31 protein-coding genes are annotated in these 25,914 nt (G+C 33.3%); 10 read left to right on the top strand and 21 right to left on the bottom strand.

Going from position 1 to position 25,914, the window contains the following annotated elements; genetic code table 11:
• Positions 1–79: 79 nt before the first annotated feature.
• The 3 genes from EZV73_RS08275 to EZV73_RS08265 are packed head-to-tail and all read right to left on the bottom strand — an operon-like array spanning position 80 to position 2,927.
• Positions 80–940, bottom strand: a complete 861-nt coding sequence (locus tag EZV73_RS08275; protein WP_240839790.1) for a GTP-binding protein — start codon at positions 938–940, stop codon at positions 80–82.
• Entirely contained in the window at positions 940–2,289 is a 1,350-nt protein-coding gene (locus tag EZV73_RS08270; RefSeq protein WP_240839789.1) for a uroporphyrinogen decarboxylase family protein, read from the bottom strand. Before EZV73_RS08270 ends, EZV73_RS08275 begins: the two co-directional genes overlap by 1 nt.
• An 8-nt stretch (positions 2,290–2,297) precedes the next feature.
• Entirely contained in the window at positions 2,298–2,927 is a 630-nt protein-coding gene (locus EZV73_RS08265; RefSeq protein WP_240839788.1) for a corrinoid protein, read from the bottom strand.
• A 145-nt stretch (positions 2,928–3,072) separates the two neighbouring features.
• Here EZV73_RS08265 and EZV73_RS08260 point away from each other — a divergent pair, with 145 nt between their 5' ends.
• The 4 genes from EZV73_RS08260 to EZV73_RS08245 all read left to right on the top strand — a co-directional run bounded on the left by EZV73_RS08260 (position 3,073) and on the right by EZV73_RS08245 (position 7,406).
• The gene (locus EZV73_RS08260) at positions 3,073–4,320 is read left to right on the top strand and encodes a PocR ligand-binding domain-containing protein (protein WP_240839787.1); all 1,248 of its coding nucleotides are present in this window, start codon (positions 3,073–3,075) and stop codon (positions 4,318–4,320) included.
• The gene (locus tag EZV73_RS08255) at positions 4,320–4,862 is read left to right on the top strand and encodes a hypothetical protein (protein WP_240839786.1); all 543 of its coding nucleotides are present in this window, start codon (positions 4,320–4,322) and stop codon (positions 4,860–4,862) included. The genes EZV73_RS08260 and EZV73_RS08255 overlap by 1 nt, the downstream gene beginning before the upstream one ends.
• A 2-nt stretch (positions 4,863–4,864) precedes the next feature.
• Positions 4,865–6,298, top strand: a complete 1,434-nt coding sequence (locus tag EZV73_RS08250) for an ASKHA domain-containing protein (protein ID WP_240839785.1) — start codon at positions 4,865–4,867, stop codon at positions 6,296–6,298.
• A 70-nt stretch (positions 6,299–6,368) separates the two neighbouring features.
• Positions 6,369–7,406 (top strand): substrate-binding domain-containing protein, encoded by a 1,038-nt coding sequence (locus EZV73_RS08245; protein ID WP_240839784.1) that lies wholly within the window; start codon positions 6,369–6,371, stop codon positions 7,404–7,406.
• Between the two features lie 27 nt (positions 7,407–7,433).
• Here the strand turns inward: EZV73_RS08245 and EZV73_RS08240 are convergent, their stop codons facing one another.
• Positions 7,434–8,588 carry a uroporphyrinogen decarboxylase family protein gene (locus EZV73_RS08240; RefSeq protein ID WP_240839783.1) on the bottom strand — a complete coding sequence of 385 codons (1,155 nt, stop codon included), beginning with the start codon at positions 8,586–8,588 and terminating at the stop codon, positions 7,434–7,436.
• A gap of 166 nt (positions 8,589–8,754) precedes the next feature.
• Here EZV73_RS08240 and EZV73_RS08235 point away from each other — a divergent pair, with 166 nt between their 5' ends.
• Positions 8,755–9,003, top strand: a complete 249-nt coding sequence (locus EZV73_RS08235) for a hypothetical protein (RefSeq protein ID WP_240839782.1) — start codon at positions 8,755–8,757, stop codon at positions 9,001–9,003.
• 158 nt (positions 9,004–9,161) lie between these two features.
• On the opposite strand, the gene EZV73_RS08230 is transcribed toward EZV73_RS08235, so the two are convergent.
• The gene (locus EZV73_RS08230; protein WP_240839781.1) at positions 9,162–9,614 is read right to left on the bottom strand and encodes a DUF1847 domain-containing protein; all 453 of its coding nucleotides are present in this window, start codon (positions 9,612–9,614) and stop codon (positions 9,162–9,164) included.
• Positions 9,615–9,738: 124 nt separating this feature from the next.
• Here EZV73_RS08230 and EZV73_RS08225 point away from each other — a divergent pair, with 124 nt between their 5' ends.
• Positions 9,739–10,086, top strand: a complete 348-nt coding sequence (locus EZV73_RS08225) for a hypothetical protein (RefSeq protein ID WP_240839780.1) — start codon at positions 9,739–9,741, stop codon at positions 10,084–10,086.
• A gap of 194 nt (positions 10,087–10,280) precedes the next feature.
• Here EZV73_RS08225 and EZV73_RS08220 read toward each other — a convergent pair whose 3' ends face one another.
• The 4 genes from EZV73_RS08220 to EZV73_RS28975 all read right to left on the bottom strand — a co-directional run bounded on the left by EZV73_RS08220 (position 10,281) and on the right by EZV73_RS28975 (position 13,535).
• A complete protein-coding gene (locus EZV73_RS08220) occupies positions 10,281–11,204 on the bottom strand; it encodes a permease (RefSeq protein ID WP_240839779.1) in 924 nt (307 codons plus the stop codon).
• A gap of 462 nt (positions 11,205–11,666) precedes the next feature.
• Complete coding sequence (locus EZV73_RS08215) at positions 11,667–12,008, bottom strand: hypothetical protein (protein WP_240839778.1); 342 nt, start codon at positions 12,006–12,008, stop codon at positions 11,667–11,669.
• Position 12,009: 1 nt separating this feature from the next.
• Positions 12,010–13,278 (bottom strand): DUF1576 domain-containing protein, encoded by a 1,269-nt coding sequence (locus EZV73_RS08210; protein WP_240839777.1) that lies wholly within the window; start codon positions 13,276–13,278, stop codon positions 12,010–12,012.
• Between the two features lie 14 nt (positions 13,279–13,292).
• Positions 13,293–13,535 (bottom strand): hypothetical protein, encoded by a 243-nt coding sequence (locus EZV73_RS28975; RefSeq protein ID WP_369123958.1) that lies wholly within the window; start codon positions 13,533–13,535, stop codon positions 13,293–13,295.
• A gap of 572 nt (positions 13,536–14,107) precedes the next feature.
• Here EZV73_RS28975 and EZV73_RS08205 point away from each other — a divergent pair.
• Positions 14,108–14,653, top strand: a complete 546-nt coding sequence (locus EZV73_RS08205; protein ID WP_255813031.1) for a LysR substrate-binding domain-containing protein — start codon at positions 14,108–14,110, stop codon at positions 14,651–14,653.
• Between the two features lie 95 nt (positions 14,654–14,748).
• Here EZV73_RS08205 and EZV73_RS08200 read toward each other — a convergent pair whose 3' ends face one another.
• The 4 genes from EZV73_RS08200 to EZV73_RS08185 form a co-directional block, all read right to left on the bottom strand.
• Complete coding sequence (locus EZV73_RS08200) at positions 14,749–15,087, bottom strand: hypothetical protein (RefSeq protein ID WP_240839775.1); 339 nt, start codon at positions 15,085–15,087, stop codon at positions 14,749–14,751.
• The gene (locus tag EZV73_RS08195) at positions 15,081–15,911 is read right to left on the bottom strand and encodes an MFS transporter (RefSeq protein WP_240839774.1); all 831 of its coding nucleotides are present in this window, start codon (positions 15,909–15,911) and stop codon (positions 15,081–15,083) included. Before EZV73_RS08195 ends, EZV73_RS08200 begins: the two co-directional genes overlap by 7 nt.
• Before the next feature lie 14 nt (positions 15,912–15,925).
• Positions 15,926–16,633 carry a LytTR family DNA-binding domain-containing protein gene (locus EZV73_RS08190; RefSeq protein WP_240839773.1) on the bottom strand — a complete coding sequence of 236 codons (708 nt, stop codon included), beginning with the start codon at positions 16,631–16,633 and terminating at the stop codon, positions 15,926–15,928.
• Positions 16,634–16,795: 162 nt separating this feature from the next.
• Positions 16,796–17,122: a hypothetical protein gene (locus EZV73_RS08185; RefSeq protein WP_240839772.1), complete on the bottom strand. Its 327-nt coding sequence runs from the start codon at positions 17,120–17,122 to the stop codon at positions 16,796–16,798.
• 240 nt (positions 17,123–17,362) lie between these two features.
• Between EZV73_RS08185 and EZV73_RS08180 the strand changes: the two genes are divergently transcribed.
• The 3 genes from EZV73_RS08180 (at position 17,363) to EZV73_RS08170 (ending at position 21,199) form a co-directional block, all read left to right on the top strand.
• Positions 17,363–17,692 (top strand): helix-turn-helix domain-containing protein, encoded by a 330-nt coding sequence (locus tag EZV73_RS08180; RefSeq protein ID WP_240839771.1) that lies wholly within the window; start codon positions 17,363–17,365, stop codon positions 17,690–17,692.
• Between the two features lie 252 nt (positions 17,693–17,944).
• Entirely contained in the window at positions 17,945–19,138 is a 1,194-nt protein-coding gene (locus EZV73_RS08175; protein ID WP_240839770.1) for a MalY/PatB family protein, read from the top strand.
• A 54-nt stretch (positions 19,139–19,192) separates the two neighbouring features.
• Positions 19,193–21,199: a methyl-accepting chemotaxis protein gene (locus EZV73_RS08170; protein WP_240839769.1), complete on the top strand. Its 2,007-nt coding sequence runs from the start codon at positions 19,193–19,195 to the stop codon at positions 21,197–21,199.
• 109 nt (positions 21,200–21,308) lie between these two features.
• Here EZV73_RS08170 and EZV73_RS08165 read toward each other — a convergent pair whose 3' ends face one another.
• From EZV73_RS08165 to EZV73_RS08130, 8 genes are all read right to left on the bottom strand, one after another.
• On the bottom strand, positions 21,309–21,686 hold the full coding sequence (locus tag EZV73_RS08165) for a RidA family protein (protein WP_240839768.1): 378 nt from the start codon (positions 21,684–21,686) through the stop codon (positions 21,309–21,311).
• Positions 21,687–21,968: 282 nt separating this feature from the next.
• Complete coding sequence (locus EZV73_RS08160) at positions 21,969–22,286, bottom strand: hypothetical protein (RefSeq protein WP_240839767.1); 318 nt, start codon at positions 22,284–22,286, stop codon at positions 21,969–21,971.
• A gap of 562 nt (positions 22,287–22,848) precedes the next feature.
• A complete protein-coding gene (locus EZV73_RS08155; RefSeq protein WP_240839766.1) occupies positions 22,849–23,298 on the bottom strand; it encodes a hypothetical protein in 450 nt (149 codons plus the stop codon).
• An 11-nt stretch (positions 23,299–23,309) separates the two neighbouring features.
• On the bottom strand, positions 23,310–23,894 hold the full coding sequence (locus EZV73_RS08150) for a hypothetical protein (protein ID WP_240839765.1): 585 nt from the start codon (positions 23,892–23,894) through the stop codon (positions 23,310–23,312).
• A gap of 8 nt (positions 23,895–23,902) precedes the next feature.
• Entirely contained in the window at positions 23,903–24,220 is a 318-nt protein-coding gene (locus EZV73_RS08145) for a hypothetical protein (protein WP_240839764.1), read from the bottom strand.
• Between the two features lie 75 nt (positions 24,221–24,295).
• On the bottom strand, positions 24,296–24,640 hold the full coding sequence (locus tag EZV73_RS08140) for a helix-turn-helix domain-containing protein (protein WP_240839763.1): 345 nt from the start codon (positions 24,638–24,640) through the stop codon (positions 24,296–24,298).
• Positions 24,640–25,365: a gamma-glutamyl-gamma-aminobutyrate hydrolase family protein gene (locus EZV73_RS08135; RefSeq protein WP_240839762.1), complete on the bottom strand. Its 726-nt coding sequence runs from the start codon at positions 25,363–25,365 to the stop codon at positions 24,640–24,642. Before EZV73_RS08135 ends, EZV73_RS08140 begins: the two co-directional genes overlap by 1 nt.
• 225 nt (positions 25,366–25,590) lie before the next feature.
• Positions 25,591–25,911 (bottom strand): hypothetical protein, encoded by a 321-nt coding sequence (locus EZV73_RS08130; RefSeq protein ID WP_240839761.1) that lies wholly within the window; start codon positions 25,909–25,911, stop codon positions 25,591–25,593.
• Between the last annotated feature and the right edge of the window lie 3 nt (positions 25,912–25,914).

Raw genomic sequence — 25,914 nt, 5'->3', positions numbered from 1 at the left:
ACATATATTTCTATATTAAAAAATAAATAAGGCAGCTAAAGTCCATCAACTTTAACTGCCCTATTGTAATTCAAAATATCTATAATAAATTTTTCCACGTCTCCAGAATTTTACTTTTCACTTGATCATTACTCTTGTATATTATCTCAAGAAAGGCATTTTCTGAATTAGGCCAAGCTTCAACTCGATAATCACCTAAGACACTCTGTACTAAGAAATGACCACTGTCATTGATAAAGCCTTTTATCCTAAGTGTTAATGGACCTATTTTCTCTAACCACTTTTCTACTTGTTCTAAACTGTATTCGCTGGCATCAAGGTGTAACTTTGAAATACCAATTGTTTTAGTGATTAAACCGTTTGATAGAGTTCTTTCTCTACTCATAATCACATCATCAACCTGTCCATACTGAGTTTGAACCACTTGGTGACCTTCAGAAACCAACTCATCAGTAAGTTCAGTTAAGTAAACATCACCAACTAAGTCAATCTTGTTAATGACTATTAAACTAGAACCTATTACCTGATTCTTAACAACAGGAAGGGTTGACTTCACTTTATGATAATTAAGTGCATCCAAGACACAAATGGAACCTTCATATTCAAAAGTATTTGGAGATACTTTTTCAAGCATATCCATGATACTCCCCATGCCGGTAGGATCTGCTAGTCCTGAATTCTCTACTAGAATGGTTTCAACATCAAAAGCTTTTGCTCTAAGGAGTACATTCAGAAATTGATCTGAACGACAGGTACAAAAAATTGAACCATTACTTATTTCCTGTACATCAAAATCACCATGTACAAGTTTATCGTCAACACTTTCTTTACCATATTCATTAATAATGATGGCTGTTTTTTCCATTGTCTTTATTAAATGATTCAGAAGTGTTGTTTTTCCTGAACCTAGAAAACCCGATAAAAGGATTATCTTAATCATTATAAATGCACCTTAATCGACTCTTCTAACTCTGTCTTAGAAGGTATAATTGACTTGAATTTAAGCTGGCCATTAATATACATACTAGGAAGATTAGGAACCTCCATCTTCTTACAACGAGCAATGTTTTCTCTAATGGTGTACTTATATTCAATCACTTCAATATCTTCACCAAATGTTTCTTTAGCAACATTAGCGGCTGCCATCATATAAGTACAAGCTGCACAGGTCTCTGAATCCAAAGTGAATACTTCAACCAATGGCCTTTCTAAATTTTTATAGTCAGGTAACTCTACTTCAATGTCATCATCAACAGCTTCGTAGTTTTCAATCATTTTTCTAACTTCTTCAGGCTGTCTAATTGCCTGTTGTACAGCGATGGTATTTTCAATTGGTGTTGCATAAGGCATATCACATCCTGGTGCTATGATTAGGTTATCATGACTCACACTATCCATAAGATCAATGGTGCACTTCATGTTATCTTGTTGGTTACCTAAAAGCATAACTGTTGTTAGAGGGATATTACCACCAATTGCAACATGGTGTTTATCTGTAATAGCCTTAGCTGTCATCATATCCACATTCTCATCAATTGAAATTGAATCTGGCTTTGTTAAACACATCACTTCAATATTAGGTGTTGCATTACCACAAACAAAGAAAGATGATAAGACATTTTTATTTCTAATATGGGTAAATAAACTTTCAAATGGTTCATGCATAAATTGTTTGAAGTGATCTGGAGATATCTGTGATACCAATGGATCTACCACAGCAATAACATCCATACCGGCTTCAATATAATAGTCTGCTATCTTTTTACATACCTCATTTGCGTAATCTAACAAGTCTTTTACATACTGTTCATCATCAAACATATCCATAAATATCATAGAACCACGAAGATGTGATGCAAGTGTAAACGGACCGCAAACCAAACCATATAAGGCAACATCATCAACAAGCTTTCTCAGTGCAGTCATAGCATCCAGTACTAATGGCAGTCTGCCGTCATTTTTAGATGGCATCAAACATTTACATGGCACCTCTTTACTTAGTTCAAGTGGATGCGTCTTTACTGAAGGTGGTGCATCTTCTGCCCATACGAGCTCACAACCTAATATTTCAGCTTCTATTTGTAAGTCAAACATAACTGGCATACCATCAGGTCTATAGATTTTTTTTACTTCTAAAAGCGATTCTATTAGCTTATCTTTATCAGTCAAAAGTTCCCTTGCTGTATAGCCTTTTAACGCTCCAGCATGTATACCGGCAAAAGGTACCCATGGCAATTGGTCAACAGCTTGATGTTTAAGTGTGTTAATTATACGTTCTCTACCGTTCATCGTTTCTCCTAATTTACTAATTCTTTAGCTTTTGCAGCACATGATGCAGCATCTGTTGTAAATGCATCTGCTCCAATTTGACTTGCAAACTGAGATGTCACCGGTGCACCACCGATCATAACCACATACTTTTCTCTTAAACCCTTTTGTTCCAATTCGTCAATTACTGTTTTCATATTGTTCATCGTAGTTGTTAAAAGAGCCGACATACAGATGATATCAGCACCTAACTCTTCCGCTTTACTGATAAACTTATCGCTATCAACGTTGACACCTAAATCTACAACTTCAAAACCAGCACCCTTTAACATCATACCAACTAAATTTTTACCGATATCATGTAAGTCCCCTTTTACAGTGCCTAAAATAACTTTACCTGTAGGCTTTACATCTGAGCCTACCAAAAATGGTTCTAAAACTGATAAACCTGCATTCATTGCGCGAGCAGCAATTAAAACTTCTGGTACAAATACTTCATTTTTCTTAAATCTCTCACCTAATGCACTCATAGCATGTAATAAACCTTCATTAAGAATAATTTTTACATCTACACCTGCATCAATAGCCTTACTAACATAGTCCATAACTTCATTAGACTGTCCTTTAGTAAGCGCTTGCCCCATTTCTTCTAAATACATATACGCCTCCTTCAATCTGTTAACTATATGATACGCGATTACTGGTATCATTTCTTGTCGCATCGTTCTAATTTTGGTACTATTTCCACATGCTTAAAGACAATTTTGGTAAAATATAATATAATAACAGAAAAGGAGAATACATATGTTGTTAGAAAAAGGGCACTTAAACATACCAGTTATAAAAGAGTTATTAGAAGTGTTTTACCACTCTACAGGAATATCTGCAAAATTTATAGATGACAATGGCAAAACCATTTCTTCCATTGGAGATGAGTTTTCCTTTTGTAACTATTTCCACTCAATTGCAGACAAAAGTAATTGTAATCAAACGCATCTTTATTCTGGCCTTCAGGCAAAGCTTCAAGGAGAAGCCTATATCTTCTTTTGCCATGCAGGTTTAACCGAGTTTACCTATCCAGTTTCTTATGAAGGTGTTTTCAAAGGATCATTTATTGCAGGTCCTATACTAATGGCTTACCCAGACGAATATTTTGTGGATGAAATCATAAAGAAGAACCATTTGGATATCAATGAAAAAAGTAGAATCAAATCCTATGTCAGAACAATTCCTGTTGTAGAACCTCCTCGAGTCAGACATCTTAGCAAACTTCTACAGCTTATGGTGTCCAGTCAAATCAACGACGACTTGATGGAAATGAAAAAACGTCAAACAAAGACTGAACAGCAAATGGCTATTCTCAATACGATTTCTGACTATAAATCATCGACACATGATTTCTATCCCTTCGACAAAGAACAGGCATTACTTAAATATGTGAGAAAAGGTGAATCACAAAAAGCCAGACAAGTCCTTAATGAACTTTTAGGTTATATATTCTATGATACAGGTGTGGACATTGAAGTCAGCAAATCTAGAGCTTTAGAAATGTCCGCTCTTATCTCAAGAGCAGCCATTGAAGGCGGCGCTGATGCTCACCTTTTATTTGGGCTTAGCAATCAATATATCAAAGACTTATCAGATGTTAAATCCATGGATGACTTATCCTTTTGGATGCTTACAATCCTTAATAACTTTACTGAACATGTTATCAATGTCAATGATGCAGGCCATCCATTGGTCATAAGAAATGCCTTAAAGTATATACACGGACATTATCTTAAGTCCATCACACTACAAGATACTGCTGATAAGGTAGAACTCAGTCCAAAATACTTTTCTGCAATCTTTAAAAAAGAAATGAAAATCGCATTTTCTGAATACATCAATGTCTTACGGATCAACGATGCCAAACGCATGCTTAAAAACACCAATCAAACAGTTCTTGAGATTGCCATATCCCTTGGCTTTGAAGACCAGTCTTATTTTACTAAAGTCTTTAAAAAACATACATCTTTAACGCCACTAAAATATAGAAAGGTAAACGGCTGATGACTCAACTAGATCGATTACTTAAAATCATGAACCCAGGTCATACTGAAAATATAAGAAACGAAGTCATAAAGGCTTACAATGAAATTTATCCAAGGCTGCAAGACCTTTTAGATTTGAAATGTTATCACATAAAATCTACAGAGGCAGTTTATGTAGGTATCACTTTAGGTAATAGGATTGATGCCCTCCTAGATAAACTATGGAATGGTGATGATCCCTTTCTTGCCATGTTATGCGACCAGCTCTTGGTCATCATACTCTTTGAAGCAAGCGAAAACTATTATCTTAAATTAAAAGAAGATGCAATTAGTCATGGTCATGGCCTTAGCAGACGCTTCACGCCAGGGGACGAACTGTCTTTAGAAGATAATAGTCTTATTACGAATAAGTTAAAATCACCTATTACAACTAATGATTATCATGTCTTGATCCCACAGAGATCACTTGTCTATAAATACCTTATTCAAGAGCATTTTGATGCGTGTGAGGATATCAACTGTAATCAATGCGACAATCAGACCTGTCATATGAGGAAATAATCATGAAAATAAATATAAAACCCAAGACAACCCCCACAAACCTTTTAAATCAACTCCGAAGCCTTGGATATGAAATTCCAGCTCCCTGTGCTGGCAATGGAACATGTGGCAAATGTCATCTTAAGATCTTAAATCCTAAAGTCATTACAGAAGCAGATAAAAGACACTTATCAGAAAAACAGCTTGAAGAAGGTTATAGACTATCCTGTACATATCCTGTTATGGAAGAAACAAACCTATTCTTAGAGACAAGCAAACTTGAAATCATATCAGATGTCCATTTACCTGATAACACAGCCTCTTTAACAGGCCATGCTTGTGCAATCGACATCGGAACAACAAGCGTAGTTATGTCTTTCATGGATTGTGATAAAAACAAACTGCTTAAAACAATTACTTTTTCAAATCCACAATCTTCATATGGTGCTGATGTGATATCTAGAATTACCTATGCTGAAAACAACTTAGATATATTGGTTAAGGTGATTCGACGTCCCATCAGTGAAGCCATTCAATCCTTTGTACTTGAATATGGCACTCTCAATCATATATATGTTTCAGGTAACACAACAATGAATCAACTCTTTATGGGTTTAAGCATTTCAAGTCTTGGTCTTTATCCATTTGACTTTCAATTAAAAGACCTTGAACACATAGACATCGACGATTTCACTTATACAGTTATCCCTGGACTCTCTGCTTTTGTTGGTGGTGATATTCTATCAGGCATTGTCGAATGTGACTTCATTAACACAAGCGATACATCTCTTTTAATAGATCTGGGAACAAATGGCGAAATGGCACTGAGTCATAAAAGTAAAATCTATACAACATCTACTGCTGCTGGCCCAGTATTTGAAGGTATTTCCTTATCATGTGGTATGCAGGCCAAAGCTGGTGCAATTTATGATTATGATGGTAATAGCCATACCATTGACAAGGAAGAACCAAAAGGCATATGTGGCACAGGTACAATCAGTACGGTTGCTTATTTAAGTAAAAATGGTCTGATTGATGCTACAGGTAGGTTTATAGACAAGTTTCAAGATGAAGATAAATATTATCTCACAGATAATATCTACATCAGCCAAGGAGATATTAGAGCTATCCAGACAGCTAAATCTGCCATTAGAACCGGTATAGAGATTCTATTAGACACTGCAGATATTCAGGCTGAAGATGTTAAAAATATCTATATTTCTGGTGGTTTTGGCAAGTACGTTTCTTTAAAGGCCTTATGTGACATAGATATCCTACCAAGTACATTTTTAGATAAAACCAGAACCATAGGCAACAGTTCTTTAAATGGTGCAATCAAACTTATGTACACTAACAACAAGAAGGTCATTGAAGAAATTATCAGTAGAAATCAGACTGTATCTTTAAGTGATCATCCAAAATTCCAAGACTACTTTATGGATTATATGTACTTTTAAAACATCTAATCCTTGACCTTGTTTTCAATATCTTATAATCTAATAAAGTAATAGGAAATGAGAGGATTTTATGAAGAAAGTTACTCAGCAAGACATAGCATCAGCCTTAGGCTTTTCTAGACGTACTGTGGCAAGAGCCCTTAATGGCGATCAAGATATTGCAGAAGATAAGAAAAAGTTAATACTGGACTATTGTGAGAAAGTAGGTTATAAAAAAAACATACTTTCAAGTATGCTAGCGCCTAGTGGTGTGAAAAAAATACATGTCTTTCTTATTCATTCTGTTAATAATCAGTACTTTGAGGAAACCAAAGAAGGCATTATTGATGCAGTAAACAGGCTAAAGCATTTTAAAGTTGAGTTGGAAATCCACTCTTGTAAGATTGATCAGGAAAATACCCAATTGAGCCAACTCGAGGCATCATTAAAACTAGGTGACTTAACAGGTATCATAATTATTCCAATCAATAAAGACAAAGTTGATACGCTTATAAAGGCATATCAGTTTACGAACGTCGTAACCATAGACAATCAAATCAGCGAGGACTATTCTCATATAGGAAAGAATTACTATCAATCTGGTCACATTTCCGCTGACATGTTACTTAGAGAACATCCAAGTGGTCAAGATCTCTTAGTTATTCAAACACCTAATGATAAAATAGCCTCTCACTTATACTATGACGGCTTTATCGACCATTTAAAAAGCAAGGCTATCAATGAGTTTCATAAGATTTCACTTGATGATCTTCAAAATGTTTTAGACAAAATGAAAGACATGAACTTAGATCAAATAAAGTATATCTTCATACCAAGATATGCTGACATACTTATCACTCATCTAAAAGAAGATTATCCTCATATACGTTATGTGGTCACAGGAATCAATAAAGACATTATCACCTATTTAGAAGAAGACATCATCGTCAGTGCCATTAACCAGAGCTACTTCCTACATGGTTATTTAGCTACAAAGGCACTCATTAATACCATTATAGATTCGAAGAACATAACTACCTTCTTTTCAAAGAATGAAATCATTACAAAAGAAAATCTATCGAATCTAGACAACGATGTTATTTTAGCTTCATTATTTAATATGACTTAAAAAGATAATAGAAATCTATTATCTTTTTTAGTACTGGCCATACTTGTTAACCAGTTCCATAATATACTCATAATTTTCTAAACTTACTTCATCAGGTATACTGTGGTCAGAATGATAAATGTAACCGCCGCCAGCTTTTGCACCTGGTATCTTATAAGAGATTTCTTCTAAAATATCTTCTTTGGAACCTGCGAGCTTGGTCTCTCCAATGTTGCCCCAGAAAGTCAATTGATTGCCATACTTCTTTTTAAGTTCTACAACATCCATCCCTGTATTGGCCTGTATGGCCTGTAAAACGTCCAATCCAGCATCAATGAACTCTTCAATAAACGATTCTATTTTACCACAGGAATGCATACAAAACTTCATTTCGTTATCATGACAAAAATCAGCCAGCTTCTTATGATGTGGTTTGATCATCTCAATGTATTGATCTCTTGAAATCAGAGTTGTATGGGTACCACCTAAGTCTTCCATAATCCAAAGTGCATCCGGCTTTGCCCCTATCTCAATGGCATGTTTTAATGTATCAATGGTTAAATTGGTATGATAATCCATCATTTCATTGATCATATCCTTGTTTAATATAGAATCCATCATAAGCTCTTCGAAGCCGTGATGCCTCCATGTACCTTCCCAAGCACCATAACAGGCATAGATCATAAACTTTTCTCTTTTTCTATAAGCATCATATAAAGTCTTAAAACCTTGCCAAGATGGATAGGCTTCATGATGCATAAAATAGGATTTATTATCAATCCTTGCCTCATCTTTAGGATCAAAGATCATTCTATGTTTAAGTTTTTCCCAGCCTTCAGCTTCTTTAGTGACATGTTCCAAAAAATGCATAGAACCAGATTTGTCTTTAAACTTCTGAACTGTAAAACCATACCTGTCTTTCAGTTTAACAAACTCCTCTTCTTCTTCAAGAATTTCAAAAGGCATTCTTAAAGATGTGTCTATATACAAGACATCCATATCAAAATCAAAATAATCTTCTAAAGGATTACCGATTCTTCTTTTCAAGCCTTCAATAACAATTTCCTCATTCTGAGGCAGTTTATCTTTTAAACCATCCTCCTCATACATTTTTACGGTCTGCTCCCAAAACCCATCATACTTCGGAATTCGATCTGCTTCCTCATGATTAATTGCCTTTAACACTCTTTCTCTACTATTCATTTTCTCCTCCTGCCCTCGAGGGCGAATCTTTGAAACAAGTATACAATTAAGAAGAGATAATTGCAAGTAAAAAATAGGTAGTTACAAAAAAGTGCATACTTACTATTGATTAAATAATGAGCTATAATACAGCTAGAAATCGTAATTACCACGAAGGAGGTTAGATATGAAAAATAATATGAAAGTCAATCAAATGTTAAAAGAGTGGTTTTTATACGAAAAAGTTAATGAAAAATATTACCGTATAGAAAATATACCAAAAGAGGAGTTTGAATTTGTAAGGAGTCTTTCTAATAAAAATAGAAAAGTTCTTACTATTAGTACAGTCTATAATGTTATTAAGGAAAAATACGAAATCTGGAAATCTAACTGCTACTTCTGTAATAACAGTAGACACTGTTGCCCAATTAGATAAGCAACAGGATTATCTTTTAAGCTAGGCATCCAAAGCTTAAATATATCATAATTTCAAATCAAAAACCAAAAGCTCCATGATAAAGATATCATGGAGCTTTTGGTTTAACGTTTAACGAACTAAAGATGGAGATTCATTCACCACAAAACAGTATCAAATTAAAACTTTGATTCTATGGAATAAATAATATCATGCCTATTCTTACGATCTTTGACTAGCAAGTTTGTAACAGGTGCGCGAGAGTATTTAGAAAATACAATATCATGTCCTATACAAAGCCCCATCGTAATGTTTAAATTGGTCTCCTGACTATTTAAATAATCTGCTTGCCCAATAGGATTACATGAGATTCCATAACTACCCTCTACGATATCTTCTGAATTTATACGACCATTTTTACAATGAATTGATATAATCTCAAAATACTCACTTAAGTAAGCTTCCACTGCTTTTGCATAACCATTGACGGATATACAATTAGCAATGCCAATTTTTTTATGTCCCATACTCTTACTATAAATGATAATATCATCAATTCTGTCTTGAATTGAAGTTATTGTATCAAATGCAGCGCCCATAATCATCTTGTCTTCAGAATTATATTTAATCATTTACGTCCTCCATTCACTGCTTTTATTATTTTAATAGTTACAAAAAAGTGCATACTTCTCACATGATAAAAAATCTACTATACTCTAATAGATTAAAAAATCAAAACTAGAGAAAGGATAAATTATGAATAATATTGAACTAGACAAAGACAAGAAACACGTTATCATTAAAGGCAGTGGTATGTATAATGAAGATGAACTAAGTACATTTATAAATGAGTATAAAAGTAAAATGGCATCTATCGATACATCTCAATATTCTCTAATTCTTGATACAAAATCACTTAAAACCTCGCACCAAGATAAATTGCCAATGATGAAAAAAATAATGAAAATGTACTTTGAGACACCTTTTTTAAAAAGGTACTATATCAAACCTGATTCACGAATTGCCAGTAATCAAATGAAACGTATTACAGAGGATGAGCTTTGTCAATCCTTACAATTTATTGCTTCTTATGATGCACTCTAAAATTATCACAAAAGGAAACCTACAAATTAATGTAGGTTTCTTTTAATATTTTGGAGTTGGTAAGTTACTTACCTTTCTTGTCATCTTTTTTAGTTTTTTCTTCTACGATTGTCACACCGCAACCACAACCGCCACTTGGCTTAAATAAGCTACTAAATAATCCTTTTTTCTTTTCTTTCATGATGATCTCCTCTCTATAAAATTATATTAAATGCAATGCCTGTGATAGTTGCTACTGAAAATACAGCTATAACAAAGGCAATAACCATTTTCTTTCTAAAAATCGTATTTAATAAAGTGACCTCTGGAATACTTGCGCCAGCACCACCTATAACTAAAGCCATAATCGCTCCTATGCTCATACCTGATGCATTTAAAGCCTTTGCAATAGGGATCATAGTTTCAGTTCTCACATACATTGGAACACCAATAACTGCAGCTGTTGGTACTGCCAAGAAATTATCTGGACCAGCATATTTAACAATAAACTCTTGAGGTACGAATCCATAAATAAATGCACCTACACCAGCTCCAAATACTAAGAATGGAATAACTTTCACAAATAGACCTAGCGTATCTTTTAGAGCATATCTTGCAACTTCTTTATGTTTTTCAAATCTTGTGCCTGTTAATTTATCATAAGTGATATCCTCATGTCCACTTCCCTGAATGGTTACATTCTTGATTTCCTTTTCCATACCTAGTTTCTCAAGTAAAGCACCTATTAGAGTTGCAAAGATAAATGTGAAAACAAAGTAAATGGCTGTTGCCTTTAATCCAAAGAACTTTAAGAATAATATAATAATCATTGGATTTAATACTGGTGATGAAATTAAAAATGATATGGTACCACCAAATGGTGCACCACTCTTAAAAAGACCAACTAAAATTGGAATTGTTGAGCACGAGCAAAATGGTGTTACTGCACCAAGCGCTGCTCCAATGACATTTTGCATCCTTTTGTGCGGTTTAGTTAAAACCTTTTTAATTGTGTCTTTTGAGATATATCTTTGTAGAAGAGCTACTATGAAACTGATAATTAGAAATAATGCTATTAATTCAAAGAATATCAGTTTAAAAAAATCCCATGCCACGTTTAGATTGTTTACATTAAACATTTTTTTACCTCTTTCTTTTTTGTATTTTATACTGTCCGTTTCCCATTATCTATTAATCACATTTCGACAATGTTGATTGTAAAATATTATAAGTGAGAATAAGTCCACATGGGACAGTATGCATTTGATGTCAACTTAATGTATACCATCTAAGTCGACAACTTAGGTTATGATTAGATTCTAATGTACTATGTGTTAAAAAAACAGTACGCACTTTTTAGTAACTAGTAACTTTAAGGAATTCTCAAATGCTCTCAAAACAAGTAATTAGAATACTTATAAAAAAGAAAGATTTTCGAAAGTTTTTTTGATTATCTTACTAATCATGGACAATAACGTTAATAAAAATAATTCACATATCATAAGATAAATTTTTCAACAAAAAAAATACCATAACTATGCAGTGAATGAACAATGTATACTAACAAATAAAATTAAGCATAGTTACGATATAATTAACATTTAAACTTTTCTTTTTAGGGTTATATATAGGTTGCCATTTTTTAAGAGCAGTTCTGCTTCATCAACCATACTACCAATAACCTGGAGTTCCGAATCAGTATCACACTCACCAACAAGATGCCAATAACATTCCTCAACCTCATGTTGTCTCTGTACATTGAGACACATCTTGATCTCATTGATTTCATTTTTTGTATAAGAAGTGTTATAGTCTGTAATGTATATTATTGTTTCCTCTGAAGTACGTTTGATTTTAAGATCTACTTCATCTGTATCATCTCTTAATAAGAGTGTTGTAATTTCATCTACAATTTTACATACTTTCTTTATCTCATGTTTCATATCAATCTCCTCTTTTAAAAGCATCTATTATAGGTACCAAGAATCCCGCAACCAATCCTCCAGCGAAACCATTATTATATAGATTGATACCGCCATGTACGATGCCAATGTTGGTTACAAGAGCTAGGTGTAAAATACCTGCTATTACCCCTGCCACAGGACCGTGAACACCGGCAATTGGTGCAATTGTCGTAGAAAACAGAATGGATATCACTATAGCAGTAGATGACAAATCATAACCCAAACAAAGCGCTGCTAGTAATACACCTAAAACAACTGGCAAACTGTTTTGTAGATGTTTTCCGAAAGCAGAGAATCCCACGATGGTGAAAATTGCTGCAAGAACAGGACCATTAACAATCCCTCCTAATAATGTTACCAATAGGAGTGAACTCAAACCCATAATTCCCATATTAATAAAGGTTACACCGTAGCCTAGCAAATATGTAAAGTCTGTTACTGTTCTTCCTGAGTAACGAAATATTTTTCTTAAATCCTTCACACCGCTTGAATTTACAAATAAACCAATTGCCACTAAAAAAATAAACAAACATGTAAGCAATAGTTTTATGTGCAGATCGTATGACTCATATAAAATACGAACTGGTTCAACTTCTTTATCTAATAATCTAAGTATGCTTGTAAAAACAGTTCCAATTATACCAGCAGTAAACCCAATATTATATAAGTTATAGCCTTCATGAAATTTCAGCATTTGAGATGATAATGGAATTATAAGGAAACCTGTAGCAATTCCTATTATAAAACCTATTAATAAATTATAAGGTGTTGGTATGATACTCGAAAACATCAATTCACTAATCATCGGTGACAGGCCTGTACTAAACATGATAATAACAATGACATCTCTCATGTGTTTTCTCTGATACTTTGTGTAAACATATCCTCCTAAATAAAATGGAATAATATTAATTAGATTTTTTCCAAAGAAAGAGAACCCTAACAGAGTCATAAAAGCGGCTATCAATAGGCCATTAATTTTCATTTTGTAATGCTTTAATAAATATATGTTAACAAAGCCAATCACAGCTGCATTAACGAACGAAGCACCAATGCCACCTAAGGCTAAAAAGTCTGTCACCAAAATTGTTGGAGATTTAGTTATTTTTACATAACAACTAAAAAAACATGGTTCAGATGATCCAATGATTATCCCAAATAGTAATAGAATTATTGGAAATACCAACAAAACCCCCAGTACAAACTCCTTATGTATTTCTTTCTCTTTAATGGATTGTCTTATCAGCATATTTCCTCCTTGTACTAAAATAATAAACCAGTTAGAAGAGTGTTTCCCAAATCCCTAATCAGCAAAAGATAAATAACAATTCCGATTATTACAATTGACATAAATATAGTTTTAAGCGTTCTGCCATTATAACGACATGCAAACAACATAAAAAAAGCTACGGTCGATATATAAAATCCAATTGACTTAATCAAAATGATATAGGTAAATATCATTATTAGAGCTTTTAGAGGTGAATCAAAAGACTCCTTATTCATCTTAATTTTCTCTTCATAGATCTTAATCTCCAATAAACATGTTTAATTCTGTGATAACCCCTAGTTACAACCATATTCAACTTATTAAATCTGTATTCATCCACCATATCATTTTTGTAAAAATGCACTTTATTTTATCCCATCACCATTTTAGTTCAAGTTCATTGTATATGACTTATATTATAAAAATGCTTATGAATGAACCGAAGAATAGAATTGAGGTGTAAAGTGCACATTTTTACTACTGGAATATTATAAGTACAAATCTCCCTCCAACAATTATTTCCACCCTGAACATAGATATTATCAAACCTGCTGATACATTGTTTCTACTAAAAACATCCAATACATATTTGAGTGTGTATATAAAAACACCAAAGCGATGATTCTATCTTCACTAATTTCAGAAATAAGTAATTCAAGAGTGCCAACTTGTATATTGATGATTTATTGGGCTTACCTATTACAGATTGATCTTTTTCTAAATGCTTGAACATTAATACTGCTAATGAAGCCATTAATCATATAATTATAAGCAACTTCTTTCCATATTTCCTTCTATATATATCAACATGCACATAAACACTTTTCATTCTAATCAAATAGCAGAAATGATAGAATCTTATCAGTTGGATATTGGCTTTGTTTATGAAAAAGTAAGAAATGATAAGCTCATCATTAATAAAGCCTTTTCAGAGCAAATGTATCTAATCTGCAACAAGGATAGTCAATACTATGAGAACATATCTATCGAGCATTTAGATGGTAAGAACGAAATATTTATCTACTGGGGAACTGATTACTTGGTCTGGCATGATAGATATTGGAGTCCCAAAACAAGACCCTATGTAACTGTTAATACAGGCTCTATGATGATTAATTATTTAATGCAAAGTAAAACACTTTGGGCACTCGCACCAATATCTGTTATCAAATCTATGAGGTTTACCAGTGATCTTGTATGTTATCCAATTACACCATCACCAGATTTAACATGTTATCAAATTCAGCACAGATACCCAAAGCCTAGTCATATCCATGGTATCGAACTATTTAACAAGTATTTAAATGAATTTCTAGATTCATGTGAATGGATTACAAACCTCGCTAACCTCTAAATCAGAAGTTATAAATCTAAATTCGTATTGTGAAGCTCCTTGCATCTCAAAAAGACCCTCAAAAGGGTCTCTTATTTAGAATACACAATTATCTACTATGCATATTGCAAATCAGACAATCTGCATTTACTTCCTCTCTTTGGAATCAACAACGAGTAAGCACTTGCCAATAAAAGTAGTATATTCAAGCTTATTATTGTATTATATAATCCTACTTGCTCTGCGAAAACACCAAAAATTATGAGCAAAGCACCGCTTAAACCTGCAGCAAGCCCCATCATTAAACCATTTGTTAAAATCAGATTTTCTGGAAAGATTTCTGAGGCAATCACTAACACACTACTATTAGACATTGAAAGCGATAAAGCCGCAAGAACAAACATGATTCCTTGTATCAATCCCGTTGTCATTAGAAAAAACATAACTGCTAACATAGTTGAAAATTGCTCGCAACAAATAAGAGTTTAGAAGGTATTCTATCACTCACATAGCCACCGATTAAGGTGCCTAATGTGCTGACAAGAAGAAAAATGAATACTAAGTGACTTTTACTTATAACTTCATATGTTAAAACCTGTACACCAAAACTTAACATAACTTTGTAAACAACACTTCTTATCGTTGTTAAAAGTATCAACACACCTATCCATTTATAGGTGCAAAACTCTACATGATTTGCTCTTGAACTCGATTTATTTATAAAATCGAAATCCAATTCATCTGTCTTTAAGGCATACATAATAAATGCTACAATCAGTCCTATCGGAACAATAAATAGTAACTTTCGGAAATCACCGGATTTAGTCATCATTGCAAAAAACAAAGGTGAAAACGAAGCTGCAACTCCACCTACGGTCATGAACAAACCTAAAGAGAACCCTTTTGATTTATTACTTAAGTTTAAAGTTAGTGCTGATCCTACTGGATGGTAGATAGATGATGCTATCCCAGCTAAACCAACCAATATAAACAACTCAAGAAAAGAACTTGTAAACGAGATTGCCGAGGTAAATACTGCAATCCATATAACACTAAAGATTAAGACTTTTTTACCTAAAAACAAAACAAACTTACTAATCACTGGTTGCAGCATTGAGCTCGTAAATGACAAGAATGCTAAGATTAAGGTTTGCTGAACAATGGTTAATTTATGTGATATTGCAAGCATGAACATCATACTCGGTACAAAAGAAACCAATAAGTCGTTAAAAAAATGTCCTATAGAGATGCCAAATATCATTTGTTTATTCTTACCCATCTATAATCACTCTCCTATCCTTTAAGTACAGCAGCATATTTAGAAGATATAGGAATCTTATCATCCTCATCTAATAGAGTTGCTTCATATGTTCTTCCATACGATGTTTCTATATATTCAACATAATCCAGATTAACCGTATACGATCTATGGCACTTGAAAAACAGTTTACCATCAAGCATTTTTTCAAAATTTGAAAGTGCTTTTTTTAACTTAAAGACGCCTTTTGTAGTATGGATACTTGTCCCTTTTTTCTCTGCCTTGATGTACTTGATTTCATCAGCTCTAACAGGTACCAATCTACCATTTTTATGAAAACTGAATAAATCTTTCTTTACATCTTGCTTTAAGTATTCAATTGTCATATTATTCTTATTCGCGTTCATATATATCTTATCTAAACTTTTTTCAATACGCTTTTTGTCAAATGGATAGGGTATAAAGTCTGATACATTTAACTCAAATGCCTTGACCGCAAATCTATAATCAGAGGATATTATAATGACTTTTTTGTTTGCATAGATTATACTCTGAATAATTTTTATCACAGAAGCTTCTATCATATTGAATGCAAGAAACAAAACATCAAAATTCATGTATATCAGACTATCTGTTAAACCATTTGTAGTAACAGAAATGTTTAGATTTGCATGTTTCATAAGTACTGATTCTACTTCATTTTTTGCCAATTCATCGTTATAAGCCAATACGCAATTAATCATTACTATATCCTTTCAAATATTGGAGTAATACTGAACCAAAAGTATTGGTTCAGTATTGGCTAATGGCCAGTGATGAGTCGATTAGCCTGTGGATTTTATGTCAACAACTAGTTAATATGAGGGCTTATAAAACTAACTAGTTGATGATGATTGTTTAAATACTTAACTTGCCTTTTTCTCCACCTTAAATTTCATATTAAGGGTTTCTAATATTTGATTATATGGAATTGTACTATGGTAATAGACTTTCCCATCAATAGCAACGATTGGCAATTGCAAGCCTCTTTCATATGCTTCCTTTGCATAGTCATGCTCCTCTAACAACTCTGAATATTCAACAAATGTTAAATCTATAAACTCATATAATTCATTCAACATGAGTTTATCCATAAAATCGTCAAACATCTCTCCCATAGTTACAGAAGGACCATACTCACATGAAGCTGGTACATCTTCTCTATGACCAAATACTTCTATCGTTATTTCCATTTTGAACCTCCTTTGCCTTCCTCTGAGAATATAACAAAGGAAAATAATACTTACAAGTACGTACTTTATTGTAACCAGTTACCAATTAAACTACTGTCTTACTAAAAATCAACTTGTCCATTATTTTACTTCAAGTTAATTATAGAATAGAATAGTATATGTATAGAAGTATGCACTTTTTAGTAACTGGTTACTTCTACGAAACTTAAAATTGCGTAAAATGCAGTAAAGGAGGGCCTGATGAGTACATATAATTTAGAAGTATTAAGCAGTGAAGAATGCGGTATTCCTTATACACTGTCAAAGATGGGGGGCAAATGGAAACCTTTAATTTTATGGTTCCTTGCTAAAAATGGTACTAAAAGGTATGGTCAAATACGACGATTTATACCAGGTGTTACCAATAAAATGTTGAGTCAACAATTAAAAGAACTCATAGCAGATAAACTTATTAGAAGAAAAGACTACGAAACAGTTCCTCCTAAAGTAGAATATTCCTTAACTAAAGAAGGTGAAACATTAGTACCTATTTTGGATTTAATGTGTGACTGGGGATTTAAAAGGCAATAACCTATACCAAAATTTAACCTAATGCAATCAGTGTTTTTTGATAGATTTCATATTTATCAGACAGCACTTTTTTTGTGTATAAATTTTGACTAAGAACACGCTCAAAAGCTCTATATTAGTTACATTCGAGTAAGTAGTTACAAAAAAGTACATACTAGTAATTCAACCAATAATTGATATAATGTGTGCAATGATAATTTACTTTTGAGTCAATCAGCAATTGATGAACCAAGTAGTTGAAAGGAAAATTTAATGTTATATTTTAATCGCTCAATTAAAAGAGATCAAACACCTTCTATTAAATATCAAACCGAAAAACAGCTGGAGTTCTTTAACAAAGATAAATTACTCCCCTTATGGCTAAATGATATGGATTTTATGACTTCACCTGAAATCGTAGCTAATCTAAAAAAAAGAGTCTCCAAAGGTCACTTTGGCTATGAACATAGAACTAAAAAGATGCTTCATGCTTTTAAAAAATGGCACTTAGATAAACATAACTTTCATATACCAGAAGAATATATTCATTTTTCACCAAGTATTTCTACAGCACTGCCTGTACTTATAGAAATATTAACTGATAAAGATGATTATATAATCATTCAACCGCCTGTTTACCAAATGTTTGCTAAATCTATCAAAAATCTAAACAGACAAGTTACAGAAAACCCTTTAAGATATGAGTCAGGTAGATACGAAATGGATCTTAATCATCTAGAAAGCTTACTTACAAATCCCAAATCAAAAGTGTTAATCCTCTCTAATCCTCACAACCCAGTAGGTCGTGTATGGACTGATATAGAACTCAGAAAAGTAGCAGATTTATGTATCAAACATAATGTCAAGATTATTTCTGATGAAGTCCATCGTGATATCCTATACAAAGACATATCCATGACTAACATAATGGACTTGTCGGATAAGATTTCTAGAAACACCATCACTCTTTTAGCTCCTGGTAAAACATTTAATATATCAGGTCAATCAATGGCCGTTGTATTAATAAACAACTCATTAATTAGTAAGAAATATAAAAGCTTTGTTGATAAATATCATATTAATAACAACAACATTCTAAATAATATTGCTTTCGAAACTGCCTATACCCATGGTTACAACTGGTTGAGTCACTTTTCAAAGGTTCTGGAAACTAATTATATGATTCTTGAAAACTTTATTAACAAAGAACTTCCTGAAATTAATATAATCAAACCTGAGGGCACTTTTATGGTATGGCTCGACTTAAGAGAAATCTCCACAGATTCAAACTACCTTATTGAGGCGATCGCTAAATACGGTGACCTAGCAGTAGATGCAGGTTCTTGGTTCGGCCATCAAGGTGCTGGTTTTATTCGAATCAATATCGCTTGTCCCAAAATTGTCTTAATGACTGCATTGTCTAAACTTAAGATTGCCATAACTATTATTCAGGCAATTCACCAATAAAGATCCGCTAACAAGCTTAATCTATTATGATCTAATGAATGGAGAGTATGAAAGATGAAATTTTATAGTATAAGAACCAAACTCTTAGCCATGTTTCTTATTGTAATAATCTTGATTGTTACAATACCAGGCACTATCACATTAGTGCAATTCAAAAAAGCTACCGAAAACGCAATTTATGAAAGAATGAGAGAGCTTGCAAACAATAAAGCTGAGGCACTAGAAGCTGAGCTTTTAGGTGCACAAATGCTCTTAAACTCTATCAGTAGCAGTAGAGAAGTAAGGAATACCATTCATTCTAAAGGCAATTCACTCAACAGAATAAGAAACGACCTTGCTGAGCAAGTTAGAATTTCAAATGGCACCATTGAAAGATTATTAATTGCCGATGCAAAAGGTCGCGTAATTGTAACTGATGAAAAGACAAACTCTACTACGTCTATCAGTGACCGGCAATACTTTAAGGCAACTATTGCAAGTGGTCAAATGAGCCAAAGTAATGTCTTGAAATCAAGAACATCAAATGGAAATATTGTAGCCATTTGCCAACCTGTTAGTGAAAACGGTGAAACAATTGGAGTTGTTGTAGCTGCAATGAGTATGACTAACGTGGCTAAACACATCAAAGACATTCATATATTTGATAATGGTTTTGGTTATCTAGTTGATCAAACTGGGCTCGTCACTGTCCATCCAAGCGATAATCTATCACTTAATATGAATATATTAGAACAAGAAATACCTGAAACCATTCAAGTCATTGAAGGGATTGAGAACAATACTAGCGGTAGCTTCCACTATAGTCGATTTGCAGACAAATACTATGCAGCCTATAAACCTATCGGTAACTGGGCTTTAATCGTCACAGCTAGTTATAACGATTATATGAAAACCAATCTAGATACACAGAAAATGCTTATTCTTGTTTTATTTATTGGTGTAATAATTGCTATAATTATTGTCGAAGCATTTACAAGAATTGTTATTAGTAAGCCCTTGAAAAGACTTTCAGAAGAAATGGCGTATGCAGGAAATGGTGATTTCTCTAGAAAACTTAAATTTTCTAAGAATGACGAAATAGGACTCATTGGTCATTCATTTAAAGAAATGTCACATCAGTTAAGATCACACTTATCCGTCGTTAATAATAACAGTTCTCTTGTTTCTGAAACTTCGAAGGAACTCCATTCAGCAATTGAGGAATTTAATGTACAGCTTCATAACATTAATGCTGCAACTCAAGAAATTACGGCTGGCATTGAGGAAACTTCTGCTGCTTCAGATCAAGTTAACTCTAAATCTAATCTGATTGTAAATCGAACCCAAGAATTGAAGACAACAGCAAAAGAAGGCTTATGCAATGCAAAGGCTATCGCTGAAAAAGCTATTGAAATTCGACAAAAAGGGATCAAATCGTTAGATGAAGTTCATACTATATATCAGGAAAATCATGACAATGTCCATGCTTCACTGGAAAAAGCTGAAGTTGTAAAAGAAATATCCTTGATGGCAGACACCATTAATCAAATAGCAACTCAAACAAACTTACTTGCCTTGAATGCAGCAATAGAAGCAGCAAGAGCTGGAGAACATGGCAATGGCTTTGCTGTTGTAGCGGAAGAAGTCCGAAAACTTGCAGAAGCATCTACGCAGACAGTTGCCCAAATAAGTGAGTTAATTAAAGAAGTTAATGAAGCTTTTGAAGAGGTTTCCATTCAATCTACTAACATGTTGACATTTATAGATAAAAAGGTAATTCCAGATTATCAAATGCTGGTTTCTACTAGTGAACAATATCTTAGCGATTCAGAGCTCGTAGAAAACATTATGAAGAACTTTAATATCCATGCAAGTGAAATTGACAAAGAAATTAACGAAGTAGGTAGTTCTATTGAATCAATAGCAAGTGCAATTCAACAGGCTACTGCAAATAGTCTAAATATTAGCGATAATATCAACATCGTCTCAGAAGCTGTTGATAGAGTAACAGCTATTGCTGACGAGCAAGAGAACGCTACTGATAAACTACTAAAAAATATTAGTGAATTTAAGGTCACTTAAACCATAATCCAACATACTACCTAAAAAAACTACTCCTGTATTATCATCGGAGTAGTTTTTTCTATATACTATTAACTTATCAAATCAGAAACAGATCTATTCACTTTTATTATTTTACAGCAATCATTTCAATTTCTACCTTTGCCCCTAATGGTAACTTAGCAACTTCAAATGCAGCACGAGCAGGAAATTTTGAAGTAAAATACTGAGCATACACCTCATTCATACTTACAAACTCTTTGATATCATCTAAGTATACTGTTGTTTTAACAACATTCTCCATAGTGAATCCGCCCTCAATTAAGATTGCCTTAGCATTTTCAAGAGACTGCTTTGTTTGCCCTTTAATCTCTTCACTTGAAAACTCACCAGTAACTGGATCAATTGGTAACTGTCCTGAAATATAAATCGTATTGCCTACTTGATTAGCTTGTGAATATGGACCTATTGCTAACGGCGCATTAACCGTTGATATAACCTTTTTCATTTTTTCCTCCAAAACATGTTTGATTTCTAGTAGATATTTAATCTACATTGTCTTTTCTCATTAAACCTATAAATCATTGTCTTCTATTCAATCAAATTAAGTCCCAATAAAACTAAAATTACCTTACTGCTCAAGGTGTTATGAAAGTATGAATATATTTTAATAAGCAACTATTACACTTATTAAACAATAAGGCATTCTATAAAATCTACTCTAACCTGATACTAAAAAATAGTTATCTTTCTATGTTGAAGTGTAAATTATAATTCATTTACTAAAAAACTACTTTATTTGCCTTGAAATGAGTCTTACAATTTGATTGAATGGTACTGAGTTATGAAATCTGATACGACCATCGATTGCTGTAAGCGGCAAATTAAAGCCACTTAGAATGGCACTTTTTACATGATCATAACCTTCTATGTCATCCTTATAATCAATAAACGAAATATCTAAATGCTCATATAATTCATTTGACTTCATACGATACATAAACTCATCATACATTTCAATCATAGTTTGGGAAGGACCACACCCACAACCGCCAGCTGCAGGAAATCTATCTCTTATTCCAAAAATTTCAATTTTAATTTTTTCCATTGTAACCTCCAAAAGTCTTAGTTATTTTCTTCAATGCAAATATACCAAATCCCAGTGTTTGTAACAAGTACGCACTTTTTTGATACCAGTTACCTACTGTGCCTACGAACAAAATTTTAATGAAGAACAACCTAAATTCATCAAGTAGTTACAAAAAAGTACATACTTAACTTCCCTGTTTTAATTGTATATACTACTTATATTAAACATCAAAATTCTAGTTTAATATTCAATGCGAAGGGAGATCAGATGAGAAAAACAATACTGTTAATGATTATGGCAATTTCAACAATAAGCATCTTATTTAGAAGATTATTTCGATAATAAAATGTCCATCAAAACTCGAGCGACTACGTCTTGAGTTTTTCTCTATTTAGATTTAATTAACCAAAAATAATATGAATAGAAAAAAGTCAAACCTAATAAAGGTTTGACTTTAGTTTGAGGGGGGAAGTCATTCATTAATATCATTCTAACAATAACTTGTCATACAGATTGAATGTACGCTAATAAAGGGGCAGTTTTTTATTAGCACTTCCTTGTTATTTATAACAACTATCGGCTAGAATCCAGCCGAAGCAGCTACCGGTACTTTAGTGTTCTCTTCAATTGCATCAATCAACTCATAATCTTCAGGGACTCTTCCCATAGAAATAATAATATCATCAACTGTAATAATTGGTGCATAGGCACTTTTGATGTATTCTACAGTGCCATTATCAACAACTGTTTCAAACCCCATTTTATCAAAGGTCTTCTTTAAGCCTTCATAGTATCTTTCAGGTTGTTCATCGTGATTGATTACTTCAATCTCATAACCATCCATATCACTAAATATTTCTTCTAAATCTTCAATCGTCATTAACGAACTGGCACCGCCGCTACAACCACATCCGCCGCCACTTCCGCCGCAACCACCACCTGCTAAACCAGATAGATCATTGTGTAGTACTTCAAGGGCATACTTAGCACAAGTGATTACTGTTGCAGTATATATTTTAATATTAATCATATTACCTCTCCTTAAACTGGACAAACTTCAACGCATTTATTACATGCACACTTACTCATATCCCCATCTGCATAAGCCTCTTCTCTAATTGGACATACTCTTAAACATAAGTTACAACCAATACAATGTGATTTAGGCTTTGGCATCTCAGATGCTACTAACGGCGCTTCAGTAATAATAGCCTGAATAACAGGTGTTAAACCATAGTTTTTGACCACTAATGAATTTACAGGGCTTAATTCTCCGACACCTGCTTGAACTGCCATATCAACAAGTGAAACATCTAGTTCAGATTTATGTACAACATGTGACTTATAGCCCAAAGAGTTAAGATAAGCAACCACTTCTAATGGCTTAACTAAAATATCCATATGATCTTCAAAAGTTTCTGGCACAACATTTAACTCATCTTTCTTATGTTTACCTTCTCCAAAAACAATTACCGACTGAAAATCTTTAACTAGATTACTAGGATCTTTACCTTCTAATGTTTTTACATCTCTATTTTCAAATCTGTCACGCGATGCGATCCCAAGTAGCTGAAAACCAGACATCGTCTCTAATATTTTTTTTGTTGCCTCTTCATGATTAAACATACGACCTCCTATTTCATTTGTTGCTTAACAAGTCTTATAACTTGATTGAATGGAATTGAACTATGAAAACGTACACGTCCATTAATTGCAGTAAGTGGTAAGGAATAACCTCTACCGTGTGCTTCTTTTACATAGTCAAAACCTTCAAGGTCGTTTGAATACTCAACAAATGTAATTTCCATATTTTCATACAGTTCATTCGAAGAAATTCTCTCCATAAACTCACTATACATTTCGCCCATAGACTGTGCTGGGCCACATCCACATCCCCCTGTAGCTGGATATTGGTCCTTCATACCAAATACTTCTACTTTAATTTTTTCCATTTTTACCTCCATTTTTTCGTCATTTGAAAATATATCAAAGAGCATATACATATACAAGTACGCACTTTTTAGTAACTACACATCACTCATATGGTCAATGCCCCATATACACATGTTCTCGATTATGTCATCGAGAGTCTTTCCTTTTTCTGAAATTCTATACTCTACCTTTGGTGGAATTTCATGATAGTCCTTTCGAGTGACCAAGCCATCACTGATGAGCTCCTTAAGCTGCTGACTCAACATTTTATTGGTCACTTCAGGTATGAAACGTTTAATCTGACCATATCTTCTGTTCTCATGTTGTAATAACAACCATAAAATCAAAGGTTTCCATTTACCACCAATAATTGATATTGTTACACCAACACCACAAAGATGGTTAGTACTTTCATTGTTTATTTTTACAGTTTTAGGCATTATGATACCTCCTCTAACTTATACTTCTCAAAATTCATAAATAATTCAAAAAGAAGCTTTGTTTCTTTCTCTTTTGGCATCATTTCAGGATGATACTGAACACCGATTATTTTTAGTTTTGGATTGTATAGCATCTCAATCAATAAATCATCTGTTAAGGCAAATTCACTATCTTCAAGAACAGGCGCAATTTCATCAATGCTCTGATGATGAAATGAGTTAACCCAATAACTCTTACCAAATAACATCTCAAGAGTTTTGCCTGATATACTGACTCGATGTCCCGTTTGATGAGGTCTATCAAGATTATGCCAGTGTTTGTTAAAGGACTTATCTAAATCTTGTCGCAAGGTTCCTCCTAGTGCTACATTAAGTATTTGAAAGCCTCTGCAAATACCCATTATTGGCTTAGATAGTTTCATAAAAGAATGAATCAAAGCAAGTTCCCACGTATCTCTATCAACATCAAAATCACCACAATCTTTCTCAATATTTTCGCCATATAAATATGGTGTAATATCCGATCCGCCTGTAAGTAATAACATATCTAGATTTTCAGCATAATCAATCGCTAAATCCGATATATTCTCTCCTTCATGAATTGGTATTAAAACAGGTAAACCGCCAGATTCTGATATTCTTTCATGATATTGTTTATTCACACCATTGCTATCAAATCCTAAGTTTGACTTATAGTGATGTAGGGTTATTCCAACTTTTTTCATACTTCCTCCTTTCTTTACTGTAAGCAAAGTATAACCAATATGGTACATCAAAAGAAGTATGCACTTTTATGTAACTGGTTACTTTCTCTAAACTACAAAGGCTTTGAAAATGGCTATTTTTCATCATTTCATAAAATTATCTTTCTGAAAAAAAGTTGGTGTGTTGTATATGATACTAAAAAGAGTATGCAGTTACTTAGCATACTCTGTCTAAACATCTATATATTATAATCCAATATTGCCTTTTAATTTTAAGCATTGATTCTTTACGAATTGTTTTGTAGGTAGAACATTTTGATATCTCAAATCACCATCTATTACTGTAAGTGGTAAGTGAAATCCTCGATCTAAGGCATTTAGAATCAAGGGGTCATATATTTTTTCCTCATTGACATCTAAAAAGTCAAACTGTATAGCATCACTTAACTTACACTCGTTAACTGCCCCAGCAAACTCACTGTACATCTCATACATGGTTCTTTTCGGCCAACATCCACATCCAACTACTGGATACTCATTTCTTTTACCATAAATTTTTACTTCCATTAC

The organism is Acidaminobacter sp. JC074 (assembly GCF_022496765.1).
In the GTDB taxonomy this organism is placed as follows: domain Bacteria; phylum Bacillota; class Clostridia; order Peptostreptococcales; family Acidaminobacteraceae; genus JABXKX01.
This window is presented reverse-complemented; position numbering and strand designations above follow the sequence as displayed.